15 protein-coding genes are annotated in these 15,610 nt (G+C 44.0%); 12 read left to right on the top strand and 3 right to left on the bottom strand.

Translation table 11 applies throughout. The annotated features are described in order from the left end of the window. The first annotated feature begins 17 nt into the window (after nucleotides 1–17). Nucleotides 18–1,466 carry a CoA-acylating methylmalonate-semialdehyde dehydrogenase gene (locus tag ABMB67_RS10925; protein WP_354572073.1) on the top strand — a complete coding sequence of 483 codons (1,449 nt, stop codon included), beginning with the start codon at nucleotides 18–20 and terminating at the stop codon, nucleotides 1,464–1,466. Here ABMB67_RS10925 and ABMB67_RS10920 read toward each other — a convergent pair. Together ABMB67_RS10920 and ABMB67_RS10915 are read right to left on the bottom strand one after the other, a co-directional pair. Then, nucleotides 1,420–1,932 (bottom strand): hypothetical protein, encoded by a 513-nt coding sequence (locus tag ABMB67_RS10920; protein WP_354572072.1) that lies wholly within the window; start codon nucleotides 1,930–1,932, stop codon nucleotides 1,420–1,422. The genes ABMB67_RS10925 and ABMB67_RS10920 overlap by 47 nt on opposite strands. Before the next feature lie 132 nt (nucleotides 1,933–2,064). Next, on the bottom strand, nucleotides 2,065–2,697 hold the full coding sequence (locus ABMB67_RS10915) for a GntR family transcriptional regulator (protein ID WP_251223540.1): 633 nt from the start codon (nucleotides 2,695–2,697) through the stop codon (nucleotides 2,065–2,067). 209 nt (nucleotides 2,698–2,906) lie between these two features. On the opposite strand from ABMB67_RS10915, the gene ABMB67_RS10910 reads away from it, so the two are divergent. The 9 genes from ABMB67_RS10910 to ABMB67_RS10870 all read left to right on the top strand — a co-directional run bounded on the left by ABMB67_RS10910 (nucleotide 2,907) and on the right by ABMB67_RS10870 (nucleotide 12,218). After that, entirely contained in the window at nucleotides 2,907–4,028 is a 1,122-nt protein-coding gene (locus ABMB67_RS10910; protein ID WP_285890427.1) for a mandelate racemase/muconate lactonizing enzyme family protein, read from the top strand. Next, complete coding sequence (locus tag ABMB67_RS10905; RefSeq protein WP_251223539.1) at nucleotides 4,025–4,966, top strand: NAD-dependent epimerase/dehydratase family protein; 942 nt, start codon at nucleotides 4,025–4,027, stop codon at nucleotides 4,964–4,966. The genes ABMB67_RS10910 and ABMB67_RS10905 overlap by 4 nt, the downstream gene beginning before the upstream one ends. Before the next feature lie 65 nt (nucleotides 4,967–5,031). Further along, the gene (locus tag ABMB67_RS10900) at nucleotides 5,032–6,066 is read left to right on the top strand and encodes a TRAP transporter substrate-binding protein (RefSeq protein ID WP_251223538.1); all 1,035 of its coding nucleotides are present in this window, start codon (nucleotides 5,032–5,034) and stop codon (nucleotides 6,064–6,066) included. A 174-nt stretch (nucleotides 6,067–6,240) separates the two neighbouring features. Next, nucleotides 6,241–7,497, top strand: a complete 1,257-nt coding sequence (locus ABMB67_RS10895) for a TRAP transporter large permease (RefSeq protein ID WP_285890426.1) — start codon at nucleotides 6,241–6,243, stop codon at nucleotides 7,495–7,497. Between the two features lie 10 nt (nucleotides 7,498–7,507). Further along, nucleotides 7,508–7,987, top strand: coding sequence for a TRAP transporter small permease (locus ABMB67_RS10890; protein WP_354572071.1), 480 nt, complete (start codon nucleotides 7,508–7,510; stop codon nucleotides 7,985–7,987). A gap of 19 nt (nucleotides 7,988–8,006) precedes the next feature. Beyond that, nucleotides 8,007–8,474 carry a RidA family protein gene (locus tag ABMB67_RS10885; RefSeq protein ID WP_354572070.1) on the top strand — a complete coding sequence of 156 codons (468 nt, stop codon included), beginning with the start codon at nucleotides 8,007–8,009 and terminating at the stop codon, nucleotides 8,472–8,474. Next, nucleotides 8,471–10,150, top strand: coding sequence for a thiamine pyrophosphate-dependent enzyme (locus ABMB67_RS10880; RefSeq protein ID WP_390188861.1), 1,680 nt, complete (start codon nucleotides 8,471–8,473; stop codon nucleotides 10,148–10,150). The genes ABMB67_RS10885 and ABMB67_RS10880 overlap by 4 nt, the downstream gene beginning before the upstream one ends. Nucleotides 10,151–10,170: 20 nt before the next feature. After that, entirely contained in the window at nucleotides 10,171–11,316 is a 1,146-nt protein-coding gene (locus ABMB67_RS10875) for a M20 family metallopeptidase (RefSeq protein ID WP_251223534.1), read from the top strand. Between the two features lie 245 nt (nucleotides 11,317–11,561). Further along, nucleotides 11,562–12,218, top strand: coding sequence for a FusB/FusC family EF-G-binding protein (locus ABMB67_RS10870; protein WP_354572069.1), 657 nt, complete (start codon nucleotides 11,562–11,564; stop codon nucleotides 12,216–12,218). A 143-nt stretch (nucleotides 12,219–12,361) separates the two neighbouring features. Here ABMB67_RS10870 and guaC read toward each other — a convergent pair whose 3' ends face one another. Beyond that, nucleotides 12,362–13,345, bottom strand: coding sequence for a GMP reductase (guaC, locus tag ABMB67_RS10865; protein WP_354572068.1), 984 nt, complete (start codon nucleotides 13,343–13,345; stop codon nucleotides 12,362–12,364). Nucleotides 13,346–13,592: 247 nt separating this feature from the next. Here guaC and ABMB67_RS10860 point away from each other — a divergent pair, with 247 nt between their 5' ends. Together ABMB67_RS10860 and ABMB67_RS10855 are read left to right on the top strand one after the other, a co-directional pair. After that, on the top strand, nucleotides 13,593–14,291 hold the full coding sequence (locus tag ABMB67_RS10860; protein ID WP_251194696.1) for a FadR/GntR family transcriptional regulator: 699 nt from the start codon (nucleotides 13,593–13,595) through the stop codon (nucleotides 14,289–14,291). A gap of 31 nt (nucleotides 14,292–14,322) precedes the next feature. Continuing rightward, on the top strand, nucleotides 14,323–15,609 hold the full coding sequence (locus tag ABMB67_RS10855; protein ID WP_251194697.1) for a nickel pincer cofactor-dependent isomerase, group 22: 1,287 nt from the start codon (nucleotides 14,323–14,325) through the stop codon (nucleotides 15,607–15,609). Nucleotide 15,610 lies beyond the last annotated feature (1 nt).

Here is a 15,610-nt window from a genome sequence, read left to right as displayed (position 1 = left end):
GAAGCGGAGGAAGCAACATGACAAACAAATTGAAAAATTATATCGGCGGCGAATGGATTGCCGCCAGAACATCTCACTACGAGGTTGTTCCGAATCCGGCAACGGGAGAAGAAATTGCACAAACCCCGCTGTCGACGAAAGAAGATGTTGATAGAGCGGTCGAGGCGGCAAAGGAAGCCTTTCGTTCATGGAAAAAGGTACCTGTGCCGAAGCGGGCCCGTTATTTGTTTAAGTACCAACAGCTCCTGGTCGCGCAGCATAGTGAACTGGCAAAACTGATTACGCAGGAAAACGGAAAAACCTATGACGACGCCTATGGAGAGGTGCAGCGTGGAATTGAATGTGTCGAATTTGCAGCGGGAGCCCCGTCGCTATTGATGGGAGATGTTCTTCCGGATATCGCGACCGGCATTGAATCAGGGATGTACCGTTATCCGGTCGGTGTCGTTGGCGGCATTACACCGTTCAATTTTCCGATGATGGTGCCTTGCTGGATGTTCCCACTTGCTTTAGCATGCGGCAATACCTTTGTTTTGAAGCCGTCTGAGCGCACGCCGCTTTTAGCGGAGCGGCTTGTCAGTCTGGCGAGTGAAGCGGGCTTTCCAAAAGGGGTAATAAACCTCGTCCACGGGGCTCATGATGTCGTAAACCGCCTGCTTGAGCATCCGGATGTTCCGGCGATTTCCTTCGTCGGCTCACAGCCGGTCGCCGAATATGTGTATAAGACCGGCACAAGCCATGGCAAACGGGTGCAGGCCCTTGCCGGCGCTAAAAATCATTCGATTGTTCTCGGGGATTGCGATCTTGATAAGACGGTTCAGGGAATTATGAGCGGAGCGTTTGGCAGTGCAGGTCAACGTTGTATGGCGACAGCCGTTGTCGTCGTCACCGAGGATATTGCAGACGAACTCGTTGGCCGTTTGACGAAGGCGGCTGACGCGCTTGTGCTCGGAGACGGAGCCGATCCGAAGGTGAGTCTCGGCCCTGTGATTCGCCGTTCGCATCTTGATAAGGTGAAAGGACAAATGGAGGAGGCCGTCGGCGAAGGAGCCGTTCTTGTCCGCGATGGGCGAGATGTGCCGGCAGAGCTGGCTTCTGGTTACTTTTTAGGGGCGACCATCTTCGACCATGTCACAACGGAGATGACTATTTGGAAACAGGAAGTGTTTGCGCCTGTTCTCTCGATTATGAGAGTGAAGGATTTGACGGAAGCGATTGAATTGACAAATCGCTCCAAATTCGGCAATGGCTCGGTTTTATACACAAAGAGTGGAGAAGCGGTCCGCCAATACCGCGAAGAGATCGAGGTCGGCATGCTTGGCGTTAATGTCAACGTCCCTGCCCCGATGGCCTTCTTCCCATTTTCCGGCTGGAAGGAGTCCTTCTATGGCGATTTGCACGCGAACGGAAAGGACGGCGTCAACTTCTATACACAGCGGAAAATGCTAACAGCGCGGTGGTATTAAATGGAGTGAGGCTGGGACAGTAATAGAAGTTGAGAAGAAAGAACATGACGGTGACTCCCTTATACGCCAATCGCCTACCGAAGTGGTTTTTTCGGTAGGCGATTTTAATATATAAGACATCCACATGCTCTGCAATCATGAGAAAATTCATCATCAATTTCTTCCGCGGGTGAATAAATGGGCGTACCTGCAGGTAATACATTTGCAGAAAAACACGGAAGTCTCTTGGCGTTGTCCGGTTATGTTGTATTTCACCAATCCATTTGACCTTTTCCAGGCTTTGCTGGTCATAATGGTCGAATTCAGTAGCATTTTGGAAGACATATTCTCCATATTGAATAATATCGGCCTCCGGGTTTCGCTTTAGCACCATTTCGGCTGTTGAGTTAGTGGTCTGCCCAGAGCAGCCAATTAATAATAAAAGAAGGACGAAACAGACTGAAGCCTTTCTATTCGATCCCTCCATTTCTTACAGGTCTCCGGTCTAAAGTCGACACTGAAGAAACAGCTTCGTTATCGACTTTTAAAATCAAGCACCGCCTTTACACACTGCTCCAAGCTTCAGAAAAAAGGTGAAAACTCACCGTTTTGTTTAAAGCTATCTAATATGACCTTCAATTAATGCGACAGCTTTTTTCGTATCTTTTTGTTTAATTGCATCTAATATATCCTGGTGCTCTTGCGAGTGTAAAACCGGATCGATATTTGAATCCATCCCTAGTTTGTAAAAATGGAGGCGAATTCGGTTCATGATGCTGTTCCAGACCTGTTCGAGTGATTTTGTTCCACTACAGGAAATTAAATATTTATGAAATAAAAGATTATATTCGACAATCTCCGAAACTTGATTCTCTTTGCTGGCAGTAATCATTCTTGTGACGAACTGCTGTAATTGATCGATGTCTTTTTCCGTTGCGTTTTGACACGCCTTTTTGACCGCGTAGCTTTCTAATGAGATGCGGATCGGGATATAAACATCGATTACTTCCTCATCGGATAATTCCGCGACAATCGTTCCTTTATAGGGAAATGAAATGACGAATCCTTCTTCCTCCAACTGTCTGATCGCCTCACGAATCGGCCCACGACTAACGCCTATCTCATTGGCTATCTCTGCTTCTTTAATTCGATCTCCCGGCTGAAGGGAGCCGGAAAGAATGGAATCTCTTATAATTTGAGCCACTTGTTCTCTTCGTGAAGAGGAAAATTGGCTGTTTATATGTAAATTCATGCCCGTCACCTCATTTTCATTTGTTATATATTGTACCAAACTATATTTTAAAATTAAATAGTAAGATTGTTGACAATCTTACAAAGATGAAATAGAATGAAATCACGAAAACAGAATTGTCTGATTGTTGACAATATGATGTTTTACGCGAATAAAGACAATTCTCCGAGGTGATCTAACTGAAAATAGTAAAAATAGAACCAATTCCATTGTCATTCCCTCTTCAAGAGGGACAACATTATGGAAGCTCAAGAGGTCTGGTCGCAGCCCGGCAATCCACCTTAATTAAAATGACAACGGAATCTGGAGTCGTTGGATATGGTGAAGCGTTTGGACCGCCTGTTGTTATAGCATCGATCATTCAGGAAATCCAACACTTATATATAGGCAAAGAAGTGTCGCAGGTTCCTAATTTAACAGGGAAGCTAATGAATATGTTCTATCATACGGCATCTAAAGGGTTAATGCTATGCGCTTTAAGCGGAGTAGAAATAGCTTCCTACGATGCTTTTGGAAAAATATTGAACGTGCCTGTTTACAATTTATTAGGGGGAAAGGCAAGGGATCGCTTTAAATTATATGGTTCCACCGGTTACATAACAGAGTCCAAGAGCCTTCATACTTTGAAAGAGCAAGTGGAGCGAGTAAAGTCATTAAATCTACAGGCAATTAAAATTAAAGTCGGTACAAGCTTACAGGAAGATATAGCAAGAGTTAAGGTCGTGCGGGAGCATTACCCGGAAGTTCAACTGATGATTGACATTAATGGTAATTATACAGCAGATTTAGCGATAAAATCTCTTGAAAATTTGGAAAAGTACAATATTTATTGGGTAGAAGAGCCCGTTCCTCCCTATGACTATAGCGGCTTCAAAAAGATTAAGCAGGCTTTTCCTTCCATTCTCTTAACGACAGGAGAAGCAGAATATACACGATATGGATTTAGAGAGATTATTCAAGAAGCAATGGTTGATATTATTCAGCCCGATGTGACGAAATGTGGTGGATTGCATGAGGCAAAAGCGATTTGCATGATGGCCCAGACCAACAATATCCGCATCTCTCCACATATTTGGGGGGGAGTTGTGGGGCGGGCTGCCGCCATTCAATTAATGGCAGCCACACCGCACTATCCCCATTCTCTGGCGGAGCCGGAAGCGATGCTGTTTGAATACGATTTAGGAAAGAATGCGTTGAGAGATCAAGTTGGCTTAGCTAATTTTCAAATTGATGCTGGCTGGCTTCGAGTTGGTGATGCACCGGGATTGGGTGTAGAGATTGACGAAGAGAAATTGACCTATTATCAAGTAAGAAGGGAGGCTGTGAAGTGAAGCTGTTTATCATAGGAGGAGAAGGATTTATTGGGTCGCATATTTGCCGACGATTCCTTGGAAATGGACATCACGTTACGGTATATGGCCCGCGCTTTGAAGAAAATCTACTTTCCGATATTGAGCGGGCTATTCAAAAAGTCGAGGGTGATATTTTAGACTTTTCCTCTTTACAAAAAGCGATGGAAGCAAGTCAGGCTGATGTTGTCATTCATTTAGCTGCGTATGGACAAGGAAAGGATGGGGTGGCCAAATCAGCTCAGCGTTCGCCGCAAAAAGCAATCGAGGTGAATATCACAGGCTTTCACCATGTAGTCGTGGCCGCCAAAACAGCGGGAATTAAGCGGATGGTCTGGTCAGGCTCAACAACTGTATTTGGCTTTGATGAAGATTATAAAGTCCCTACGGTCCCTGAGGATGTTCGTTTAAATCCGGCAACATTTTATGGATTAACAAAGGTAATGAACGAAGCGATGACGCGTTATTACTGTCAGGATGGCATAGAAATTTGCGGGTTGCGTCTGCCGCTTGTATACGGTCCTGGACGCTGGTATAAGGGGGCCGGTTCGACTTTAGTTGATATTTTTGAACGGGCCTATTCTCCCGAAGTAATAGAGATCAGTGGGGGGGATGAATTAATCGATTTAATGTATGTCAAGGATGTTGCCAAAGCATTTTATGAAGTGGCGGTAACGAAAGCACAAATAAGTGAAGTATATAATGTCAAAAGCCACACAACATCGATGAAGGAAATTGTGGAGATCGTTAAAGAAATCGTGCCTGAAAGTCAGCTACACTTAAAGAAAACAGAGTCTTCTTCACTCTATCCTCTAGTGGATTGCACGAAGATAGAACAGGAAATCGGGTTTGTTCCGGACTATTCAATTGAAGAAGCGTGTCGCGACTATTTAAGTGAAGTAAACAAAAAATTCAATTAGTATGTAGCAACGAACAGCCAACTATGACTTTACATAAATGCAGAAAAAAAGGGAGGATTATAGAAATGAAAAAAACAATATTATTTGTCCTAATCATGCTGTGTTTACTAGTCTTTGCGGGGTGTAACTCGTCTCCTTCTTCAAATGAGCAGACAGGAACGGATGAAAGTCCGGAAGTAGAAAATATTACTCTTAAACTGGGGACAATTCGAGATGATAGTGATCCGACAACATTGGCTGCCCATAGATTCGCTGAAATTGTAGAGGAAAACTCTGCAGGAGCGATTAAGGTTGATATTTATCCAAATAGTACAATCGGCGGGATCCTTGATATGTTTACCGGAATGGAAACAGGAACCGTTGATATGATGTATGAAGGAATTTCCTCTTATCCTTGGTTAGACGGAGCGCGGGACTTCAATATTACAAGTTTCCCATTCTTTTGGGAAAGTTACGATGATTTAGTGAAAGTGCTTGATTCTGAAGACTTTCAACCGCTATTCGAGGAAGCTGCTGCGGCAACCGGAGTCCGAGTAATTAAAGCGATTGGCGATACCGAGGCCCGTCAGCTGACCGCAAATAAAGCAGTTCATAGCGCGGAAGACTTTAATGGATTGAAAATAAGAACGGCGGAATCTGAAATTGTGCAACAAACGATGCAGGCGCTGGGGGCGCAACCGGTTGTCATTCCGCTAAGTGACCTGTATATGGCTTTACGCCAGGGAACGGCAGATGCGCAGGAAAATGGTTTTATCACGGTGCAGAACATGAGCTTCTATGAAGTTCAGGATTACGTCATGCAAACCGATTATATTCGAGATGTGAAAGCTTGGTACATTAGTGAAAATCTTTGGAGTACATTAAGTGATGAGCAAAAGGGCATCTTGACTGAAGCGAGTATTGAAGCTGGGAATTATCAAACCGAGCTTGCAAGGGAGCAAGTCGAGGAGTCGCTTAACCTCTTAAAGGATGAAATGGAATATATTGAACCTGATTTAGCTTCGATTCGTGCCACATTAGAACCTACTTTCCAGTCATTTGATGGAGAGCTGTGGCAGGAAGGGTTACTGGAAAAAGTTCAAACGATTCTAAACCAATAACCATAGTTGAATAAAATGCGGCAGTTGATACGAAGAAGAGCGTTGGCTTCGCGCGTTACGCGGATGGCTGAAAGCGGGGTTCTTTCAGCCATCCTTAAAAGATTGTAACGGCTCCGCACACCGCTTCTAAGAAAGGAGGAGAGTACGATTAGCATTGTCTTCTTATTTGTTTTCATGTTTTTTCTGATGGCTTTAGGTTTAGAAATCTTTATTTCAATGGGAGTCGCTTCAATGGTGTATTTGTTGCTTTTTACGGATACCCCATTAAACTTATTGCCGACGCAAATGGTAGGAGGCATTAACAATTACACGCTACTTGCTATTCCGTTTTTTATTCTTGCCGGTGAGCTGATGAACAAATCTGGTGTTACGTTAAGGCTTGTTAATTTCACTAAATTCTTTATCGGTCATTTAAAGGGCGGGCTTGCTTATACATCGGTTGGTGTTAACGTTTTTGCAGCGGGTGTTTCCGGCTCAGCGCCTGCTGATTGTAGTGCCGTTTCGTCTGTAATGCTGCCAGCTATGAAGAAGGAGGGGTATCGCGAAAGTTTTTCCGCTGCTATTAATGCCGCAGCTTCCACGATCGGCCCGATTATTCCTCCGAGTATTCCGATGATTTTCTTAGCGCTTTTGACAAATCTCTCTGTAGGAAGACTGTTTCTTGGCGGGGTGATACCGGGTTTATTAATGGGCGTTGGTCTGGTTGTCATCTTGTATTTTCTCATGCGTAATCAGGATTTGCCTGTCACAAAGGTGGAGCGAAATTGGAATCTCTTTTTTGTGATGCTGAAGGATGCCATTTTATCATTGATCGCGCCATTAATTATTATTGCCGGGGTACTGACTGGGATCGTGACGGTGACGGAGGTATCTATTTTGGCAGCTGGATATGTCTTATTTATCGGCATGTTCATCTATCGAACGATTAAACCTAAAGACTTGATTGGAATTTTCGCAAATACAGCCTTGTTTTCTGCTACGATTCTCGTACTCTTTTCCATTGTCGGTATCTTTTCTTGGATTATGGCAAGTGAACAAATTGGCTTAAAGCTGGCGGAAGGGTTTATCGCGCTTGATCTGGGCCCTGTAGCATTCCTTCTGCTCGTCAATATATTCCTATTGTTTATTGGGATGATTATGGATGCCTTACCGGCAATGCTGATATTTGTGCCGGTGCTCCTTCCATTAAGTATGGAGCTTGGTATTGATCCAATTCACTTTGGAATGATTGTCGTGCTGAATCTGATGATTGGTTTGATTACGCCACCAGTCGGAGGGTTGCTCTATATCGTCTCCAAAATTGGCAATGTTCCATTCCAGCATGTGAGTAAATCAATCATTCCATTCGTGTTTGCTTTGATCGTCGTGTTGATGATCGTCACGTATGTCCCTGCATTGGTCACCTGGTTACCAAATCTTTTAATGGGATAGGAGAATAATAATGAAAAAACTAGCGGAGATTATTGATAAAGGATTGTTCTTGCTGATTGGGGTAAGCTTTTTAACCTTATTCCTGCTAAATGTAGCCAATATTTTCTTAAGAACGTTTACAAGCACTTCCTTGTTATGGGTTGTTGATTTTTCGCAGCTGTTAGTCGTCTGGATTGTCGGGTTTGGAGCTGTCATCGCGTTGCATCGGAAGGAACATCTTCTGATAGGGTTTATTAAAGAAAAGTTTCCAAGAAACATAGAGCTGTCGATCGAGCTTGTAACGAGAGTTCTGCTTTTAATTTTTTATGGTGTTTTAGTTGTAACGGGAATTGAAGTCGCTCAAGTTAGAATGAATATTGCTTACGTGACGTTAGGCTGGCCGACGGGACTTGCCTATTGGTCGATGCCGGTAACAGGTTCATTGATGATCCTGTTTGCCATCCTTTCCCTGACAAATGTATGGTCCGGTTTTAAAAAGACAGCTAATTAATTTTGGAGGAGCGAATGAGATGATTGAAGAAAAAATGAAAGAGTTGGGATATAGCCTTCCCGCTGCAGCGGAGCCGTCGTTTCAATATGTTCCTGTTGTCCTTCATGGTGGGCTGGCCTATATAAGCGGACAATTGCCTAAGGTTGATGGACAAGTGGGGATCACTGGGAAAGTGGGGACGGAAGTTACTCTGGAACAGGCTCAGGAAGCAGCCCGTATTTGTATTCTTCAAGGGCTCAGCTGTCTAAAACAGGAGATAGGGTCGCTTGAGCGAATCACAAAAATCGTAAAGGTAACCGGCTTTGTCAATTCTGCCCAAGGGTTTCATAGTCAGCCTAAAGTCATTGACGGTGCTTCTAAACTGCTCGTTCAAATTTTTGGGGAAACAGGAAGGCATGCGAGAGCTGCGATCGGGGCAGCAGAGCTACCACGGAATTCTGCGGTCGAGATTGAAATGATTATCGCCTATAAAGAGGAAGAAAGGTGAAGATGATGAGTGAAGCGATGACAGGGGCACAGGCAGTTGTCAAATGCATCAAGCTGGAACAAATCGACAAAGTGTTTTGTGTTCCCGGGGAGAGTTATTTAGATGTAATGGATGCGATTTATGATGAAGAGACGATTGAGCTGGTTTCGACGAGGCATGAAGGTGGAGCCTCCTTCATGGCAGAAGCATATGGAAAGGCTACGGGAAAGCCGGGAGTGGCGATGGCGACAAGAGGGGTAGGCGGGGCGAACTTAGCGATCGGGATTCATACCGCCTATCAGGATTCGACGCCGATGGTCGTTTTTTTAGGACAAGTCGATAGTAAATTTAGAGGAAGGGAAGGGTTTCAGGAAGTCGAATTAGATCAGTTTTTTATGCATATCAGCAAATGGACGGTTGAAATCAGGGATGTTGAACGGATTCCTGAGCTTGTTCAGCGCGCATTTCGAATTGCAAAATCGGGGAGACCCGGACCGGTTGTCGTTTCTTTACCGGCGGATATTTTGGCACAGACGACTGAAATGGAATTTGGTCCTATTTCACGAAAGCCGCGTCCTAAGCTTGCTGAGGAGGAAGCGCGGCAATGTCTTTCATTGTTAAGTTCTTCGGAGAAACCGCTAATTATAGCTGGCGGCGGAGTGACAGCCTCGAATGCTGAAGCAGCGTTGCTTGCATTTGCAGAGAAAATGAACATACCTGTTCTAGCCTCATTTCGCCGTCATGATGTCTTTCCAAATAACCATCCGCTCTATGTCGGACATTCCGGACTTGGGACATTTCAAAGCTTGTTACAGACGATACGTGAAGCTGATACAATATTCGCCATTGGAACCCGCTTTTCAGAGGTGACGACGCAAGGTTATTCGGTTATCTCACCGAAACAGACGATTATACATATTGACATTGAGTACTCGACGCTTGGCAAAGTCTATCCGCCGCAGCTTGGTATAGTGTCAGATGCGAAGGAAGCATTGGAAACGCTAAATCAGTTAGCAGACAACACGGCTTTGCCAAAAGAGGATTGGAAGAAATGGGCAGAGGAGCGCAGAACGGTCTACGAGCAAGTAACTTTTATTCCGAAGATGTCCAACTCAGATAAAGTTGATATGAAACAAATTATCAGAACCCTCCAGGAAAAACTTCCTGACGACGCGATCCTTACAAATGATGCGGGTAATTTCTCGGCCTGGTTGCATAGCTACTTTCAGTTTTCGGAACCAAAGACATACGTTGGGCCGACTTCCGGCGCTATGGGCTATGGTGTACCTGGAGCCGTAGGTGTAAAGATGGCAAAGCCTGACCGGACGGTCGTTTCGTTATCGGGTGATGGCGGTTTTATGATGACCGTCCAGGAGCTGGAAACAGCTGTCCGCTATCACACTCCGATCGTAGCGTTAGTTTTTAATAACAGCATGTATGGAACGATTCGAATGCATCAGGAAAAGACTTTTCCTGAACGTGTCATTGGCACCGATCTTGGTAGTGTTCATTTTTGCGAGCTTGGTCAAGCGTTGGGCGTTTTCAGTCAACGTGTGGCGGCGGATGCCGATTTTGAGGATGCGCTGTCGAAGGCGCTTGATAGCGGGAGACCTGCGATGATCGAAATTATGTGTAACCCTGAGAACATTTCGGTGCAGTCAACGATTACAGAGCTTAGAAACGCGGCTCGCAAATAAGACTGAAGGGGGAGACATATATGAATAATAATGGTCTGATTAAATATATTGCAGGCTTGGAACCGGAGATCATCAGCTTTTTAAAGGAAATTGTTGAAATCGAGTCACCTACGTATGATCGTGATGCAGTAAATGAAGTTGCTGCCCTGTTAACGAAAAGGGTGCATGAATTAGGAGGGATAACAGAAGTTATTCCTTCGGGGACGGAGGATCGTGGGGACCATCTTGTAGCGAGATTCGGCGGCAGCAATCCGACTTTAAAACCGATCCTTGTCATTGCCCATATGGATACTGTTTGGAAAAAAGGAACTTTACAAGAAATGCCTTTCAAAATAGAAGGCAACAAAATCTATGGTCCAGGCACTTTCGATATGAAAGGAGCTATCGCCTTTATCCTGACTGCTTTGAAAGTGATAAAGGATCTGGGGAGAAGAACGAAGCGACCAGTCACATGTCTGTTTAATTCCGATGAAGAAATGAACAGTGCGACATCACGTGAGATTATTAGAATAGAAGCAGACAAAGCTGATTCCGTTCTTATTCTGGAAGGCGGCGTTGGTGAGGCAGTAATTACGGCGAGAAAAGGCATAATGTACTTCAAGCTGACGGCGAAAGGCAAGTCAAGTCACGCCGGAATGGATCATGAAAAAGGAATCAACGCGATTGAAGAACTGGCGCATCAAATTGTCGAAATCCAGAAACTGACCAATTATGATACAGGCACAACGGTCAGCTCTGGAATTGTTCATGGGGGCACGAGAACGAATGTTATTCCAGCTGAGGCTGCCGTCGAAATTGATGCGCGGGTGGCAAACCAGGGTGAGGTTGAGAAGCTGAAGCAGGAAATTGAAGGACGAAAGCCGGTATTGCCGGGAGCGGTGCTGGACGTTTATACGCTGATCAAACGTCCACCATTAGACCGCACGGAAGGTGTGGCCAAGCTCTATCGTAAAGCTAAGCAATTAGCGGAAGAGTTAGGTTATCCATTACCTGAAGCTTCCACAGGAGCGATCAGTGATGGTAATTTAACTGCTGCTCAAGGGGTGCCGACACTGGATGGCTTAGGCCCGGTCGGTGATGGCGCCCACGCTGTTTATGAACATATCCTCAAAGATAAAATGGCTGAACGCATTGCTTTGCTTGTCAGATTACTGGAGGAGCTATAGCATGTTAAGATAGAAATCCTGTCGAAATGCAGGGTTTTTTCTTTGTTCTACCAATTGTTAATAGGCGGCATTGTCCATCAAAGAAACGATCAAGAGGCTCGTTGAGGAGCTGTAAAAAGAAAGGCTGAAAAAAAGATTTGCTGCGGAGGCGTCTTCGTCTATGTAAAGTTTAATTAAAATTATTTTTTCCCTATCCGGCTTGTGAGGAATCCCCTTAAAATGAAAGACAGCAAGGAGGGGTCAGGATGGAACCATTTATTCATGTTCACCAATATCAATTTATCAGGAAACAGGCTCACATAGTCGTTAACAGCCATGCCAATGTGAATGACAGCCGGGTGCTTGAAGCTGTTCGAGCCTCGGTTGATAATAAAGTGACAGCAGTTTTTGAACAGCTAAGTGAAGAACAATCACGTTTGTTGAAAGAGATTCGTAGCGTTGATGATCGGGAGAAGAGCGAGGCCTTTTTGCTGACATTGAAGCCGTATGTTATTCCCTTTCCAGTTGTAACAGCAAATTTGGTAAAGAAGGTCTTTCCTAAGGTGAAAAAGCTCAAGCTGCCTGCCGTACTGGAAGAGGAGCGAAAGGAGCTTTCCTATCTCGGGTGGGAGGATACAGGCACGAAGCGGAAGTTTCTGCTTGCCTGTAATGAAGGTCAATGGCATGGCGTGTACGGGATGTTTACCCATGTTCAGGACAAGGGGATTTGCATGCTTTGTCACGAGCATACGAAGGTAGGTCTTTTTATGGCGGAAACGAAGGCAACTGCCGACGGGGCGTATATAAAAAGAGGAAATTATATTTGTCAGGACAGTTTGAGCTGTAATCAGCATCTGACCGACATCGGTAGGTTGCGGGATTTTATTGAGCATTTGAACGGAAACAAGAGGTGGAAAGAATGAATGAAGATTGGTTATCAAGAAGCTTTCGGTCTGCTCAATAATAATAAAGAGCCCCCCACTTGCTATGTGAAGAGACAAAGCAATTGTGGAGGGCTTTTTTAAAAATAAAAATTTCCAGAAAAAGATGCCTGGTGGCGTCTTTCTTAATGATTCTGGTCGCCGTTGAAAATTGAATTTTTGACGACGACATAATCGACATTGCGAATGGCGAGCAGCTTAGTTCCGCCTGCATAGGAAATGGAAGATTGCAGGTCCTGTTCCATTTCAATTAATGTATCTTTTAAGGAACCTTTGTGCTCCATTAAGATTTTCTTTCCTTCTACATTTTTCTTTTCGCCTTTTTGGAATTCTGAGGCGGAACCGAAATATTCTTTGTAAAGCTTCCCGTCGATTTCAATCGTTTGGCCCGGGGATTCCTCATGTCCAGCAAAAAGCGAACCGATCATCACCATTGAAGCGCCGAACCGGATTGATTTGGCGATGTCTCCGTGTGTGCGAATTCCGCCATCGGCAATAATTGGCTTGCTGGCCGCTTTGGCGCACCAGCGTAATGCGGCCAATTGCCAGCCACCTGTGCCGAAACCGGTTTTCACTTTGGTGATACATACTTTACCTGGTCCAATGCCGACCTTTGTCGCATCGGCCCCGGCGTTTTCTAATTCTCTGACTGCTTCCGGCGTACCGACATTTCCAGCAATGACAAAGCTTTCAGGTAGATGCTTTTTAATATGCTGAATCATCCGGATCACAGCATTGGAATGCCCGTGGGCGATATCAATTGTAATGTACTCAGGCACCAACTCGGCTGCGGCCAATTCCTCAATAAATGGATATTCCTCATCCTTTACGCCAACGCTGATCGAAGCAATCAGACCTCTGTTTTTCATGTCTTGTACAAATGCCTGGCGCTTTTCAGGTTCGAAGCGGTGCATAATATAAAAGTAACCGTTTTCGGCCAAGTACAGGGCGATGCTTTCGTCAATGATCGTCTGCATGTTCGCGGGGACGACCGGCATTTTGAATGTATAGTTACCTAACGTGATTGATGTATCGCATTCAGAACGGCTCGATACCACACATTTTGCTGGAATTAACTGAATATCTTCGTAATCAAACACATTTTCCATGCTATTCACTCCTAAATACGAATATTGAAGATCGACTCATTAGTAAATGTTCGACCATTTGGTAATGTATATCATTTTGCGGCAAATGTCAAAGCTTTTCTGTTTTCACTTAATATAACCTTTAAAAAACTTTAATAACACTAAAAAAGTCACTGAATTTTGAATAATAAAACAAAATAATTGATATTATAATCTATTTGTCATACAATAGGATTAATCAAATGTAAAAGGAGGAATTAACCTATTTATGAGTCAGCAATTGTTAAATAATGTTCAACGCGAAACAATGTCCAAGGAAGTGGCTAATAAAATTGTTGAACTACTAAATTCAGGAAAGTTGAATCCGGGGGACAAGCTTCCTACCGAGAAAGAACTGATGGAGATGCTATCTGTGAGCAGAGCGGTGCTTCGCGAAGCATTAAGTTCAATAGAGTCGTTAGGACTGATCACGCGAAAGACAAATAGGGGAACGTATTTCTCAACAGAAATTGGCAGCAAGCCTTTTATGAAAATGCTCTCATTGTCTCAGCGTGATATTACAAAGATTATGGAGACAAGACTTTCTCTTGAGTTGGGGATGGTAACACTTGCCGCTGAAAAAATTAATGAAGCCGAGCTAAAGCAGCTTTATGAAACAATAGTAGAAATTAAGGAGAGTAAAGGAAATTACGCCGATATTGATAAAAGATTTCACCATATTATTGCGTTGAGCGCCAAAAATTCAATTTTAGAGGGAATGATTGATTCGATTCTTGAGAGCTTTGATGAAGTGAGCAGGCATTTGCCTATCAGAGAAAAGGAAGTAGCGGTAGAACATCATACCGCAATATACGAAGCTTTAAAAAATCATTCTCCTAAAGATGCATTTGACGCAATGTACTACCATCTGGATTTCAATAGAAAAAAAATAGAAAAGTCAATCAATAGCGCGGGAAATGGAGAATAAAGCCAGCTTAATGGGAGGGAGGAACAACTTCATGAGTGCGATGGTTAACGGGAGAGATGAGATTTGCTTGCCAAAGTTCTTCCCGGTGAGACAAAGTTTTGTTGCTCCAGAGGTTGAGGATATACCCGACACGATTAAAATGGAACTTTCCGGTAAAGAGATTAAAGGAGCCATCAAACCTGGAGATAAGGTGGCTGTGGCTGTGGGCAGCCGGGGAATTTCCAATATAACTTTAATCACCCGATCAGTAATTAATGAATTAAAAAGTTGGGGCGCAGAGCCTTTTATCATCCCTTCCATGGGGAGCCACGGAGGAGGGACCGGTCAAGGACAGAAGAATGTGCTGGCTGGACTGGGAATTACTGAGGAAAGTATGGGGGTTCCAATAATCTCTGAAATGGAGGTCGAGGAAATTGGGCGCACGAAAAGCGATATACCGGTTTTTTTGGATCGAGAAGCATTACAGGCTGATAAAATTGTCGTGATTAATCGCGTAAAGCCTCATACAAGTTTCAAAGGTGAATATGAAAGCGGTTTATTGAAGATGCTAGCGATCGGTCTCGGTAGACATAAAGGGGCGACTACGGTTCATGAATATCCATTAGCGAATATGCCGGTTCTACTTCCAGAATTTGCTCAAGTTTATCTTAAATTGAACAAGGTTGCTTTTGGAGTGGCCATTTTAGAAAACGCTTACGATAGAACGGCAAAAATTGAAGCTGTGCCATCTGGAAGCTTTTTGACCAGGGATCGGGAACTGCTGCTTTTGGCAAAAAAATACATGCCGAAAATCTTGCCAGAAAAAATAGATGTTCTGGTTGTTTCAGAAATTGGTAAGAACATAAGCGGATCTGGTATGGATCCTAATATAACCGGCAGGTCTGCTTCGAAAGCTCCTCAGAAATTCAATGCTCCTTCAATCGAGAGGATTATCGTGCTAGGGCTAACGAAAGAAACGAAAGGAAACGCTACAGGGATAGGAATGGCTGATATTACAACTGAACAAGTGTACAAAGAAATGAATTTAGATCACATGTATATCAATGTTATCACTTCGAAAGTTCTCGGCTCTGCCAAGATACCCGTCATTATGAAAAATGAAAGGGCTGCAATCGAAGTCGCTTTAAAGACCTGCTATGAAGCAGACTTGAAGAATCCCCGAATTGTTTTTATTAAGAATACGCTGGAGCTAGAAAAGATTTGGGTATCAGAAGCGCTGAAACCTGAAGTGGAAAAAAGCAAAACAATGACGCAAATAGGAGAACTGTTTTCACTTGAGTTCGATAAAGAGGATAACTTGCTCAATGAATTCAGATAAG

It is taken from the genome of Halalkalibacter oceani (assembly GCF_040544555.1).
GTDB classification, from domain to species: domain Bacteria; phylum Bacillota; class Bacilli; order Bacillales; family Bacillaceae_D; genus Halalkalibacter; species Halalkalibacter oceani.
The sequence above is the reverse complement of the archived record's forward strand: the minus strand, read 5'-3'. Positions and strand labels throughout refer to the sequence as shown.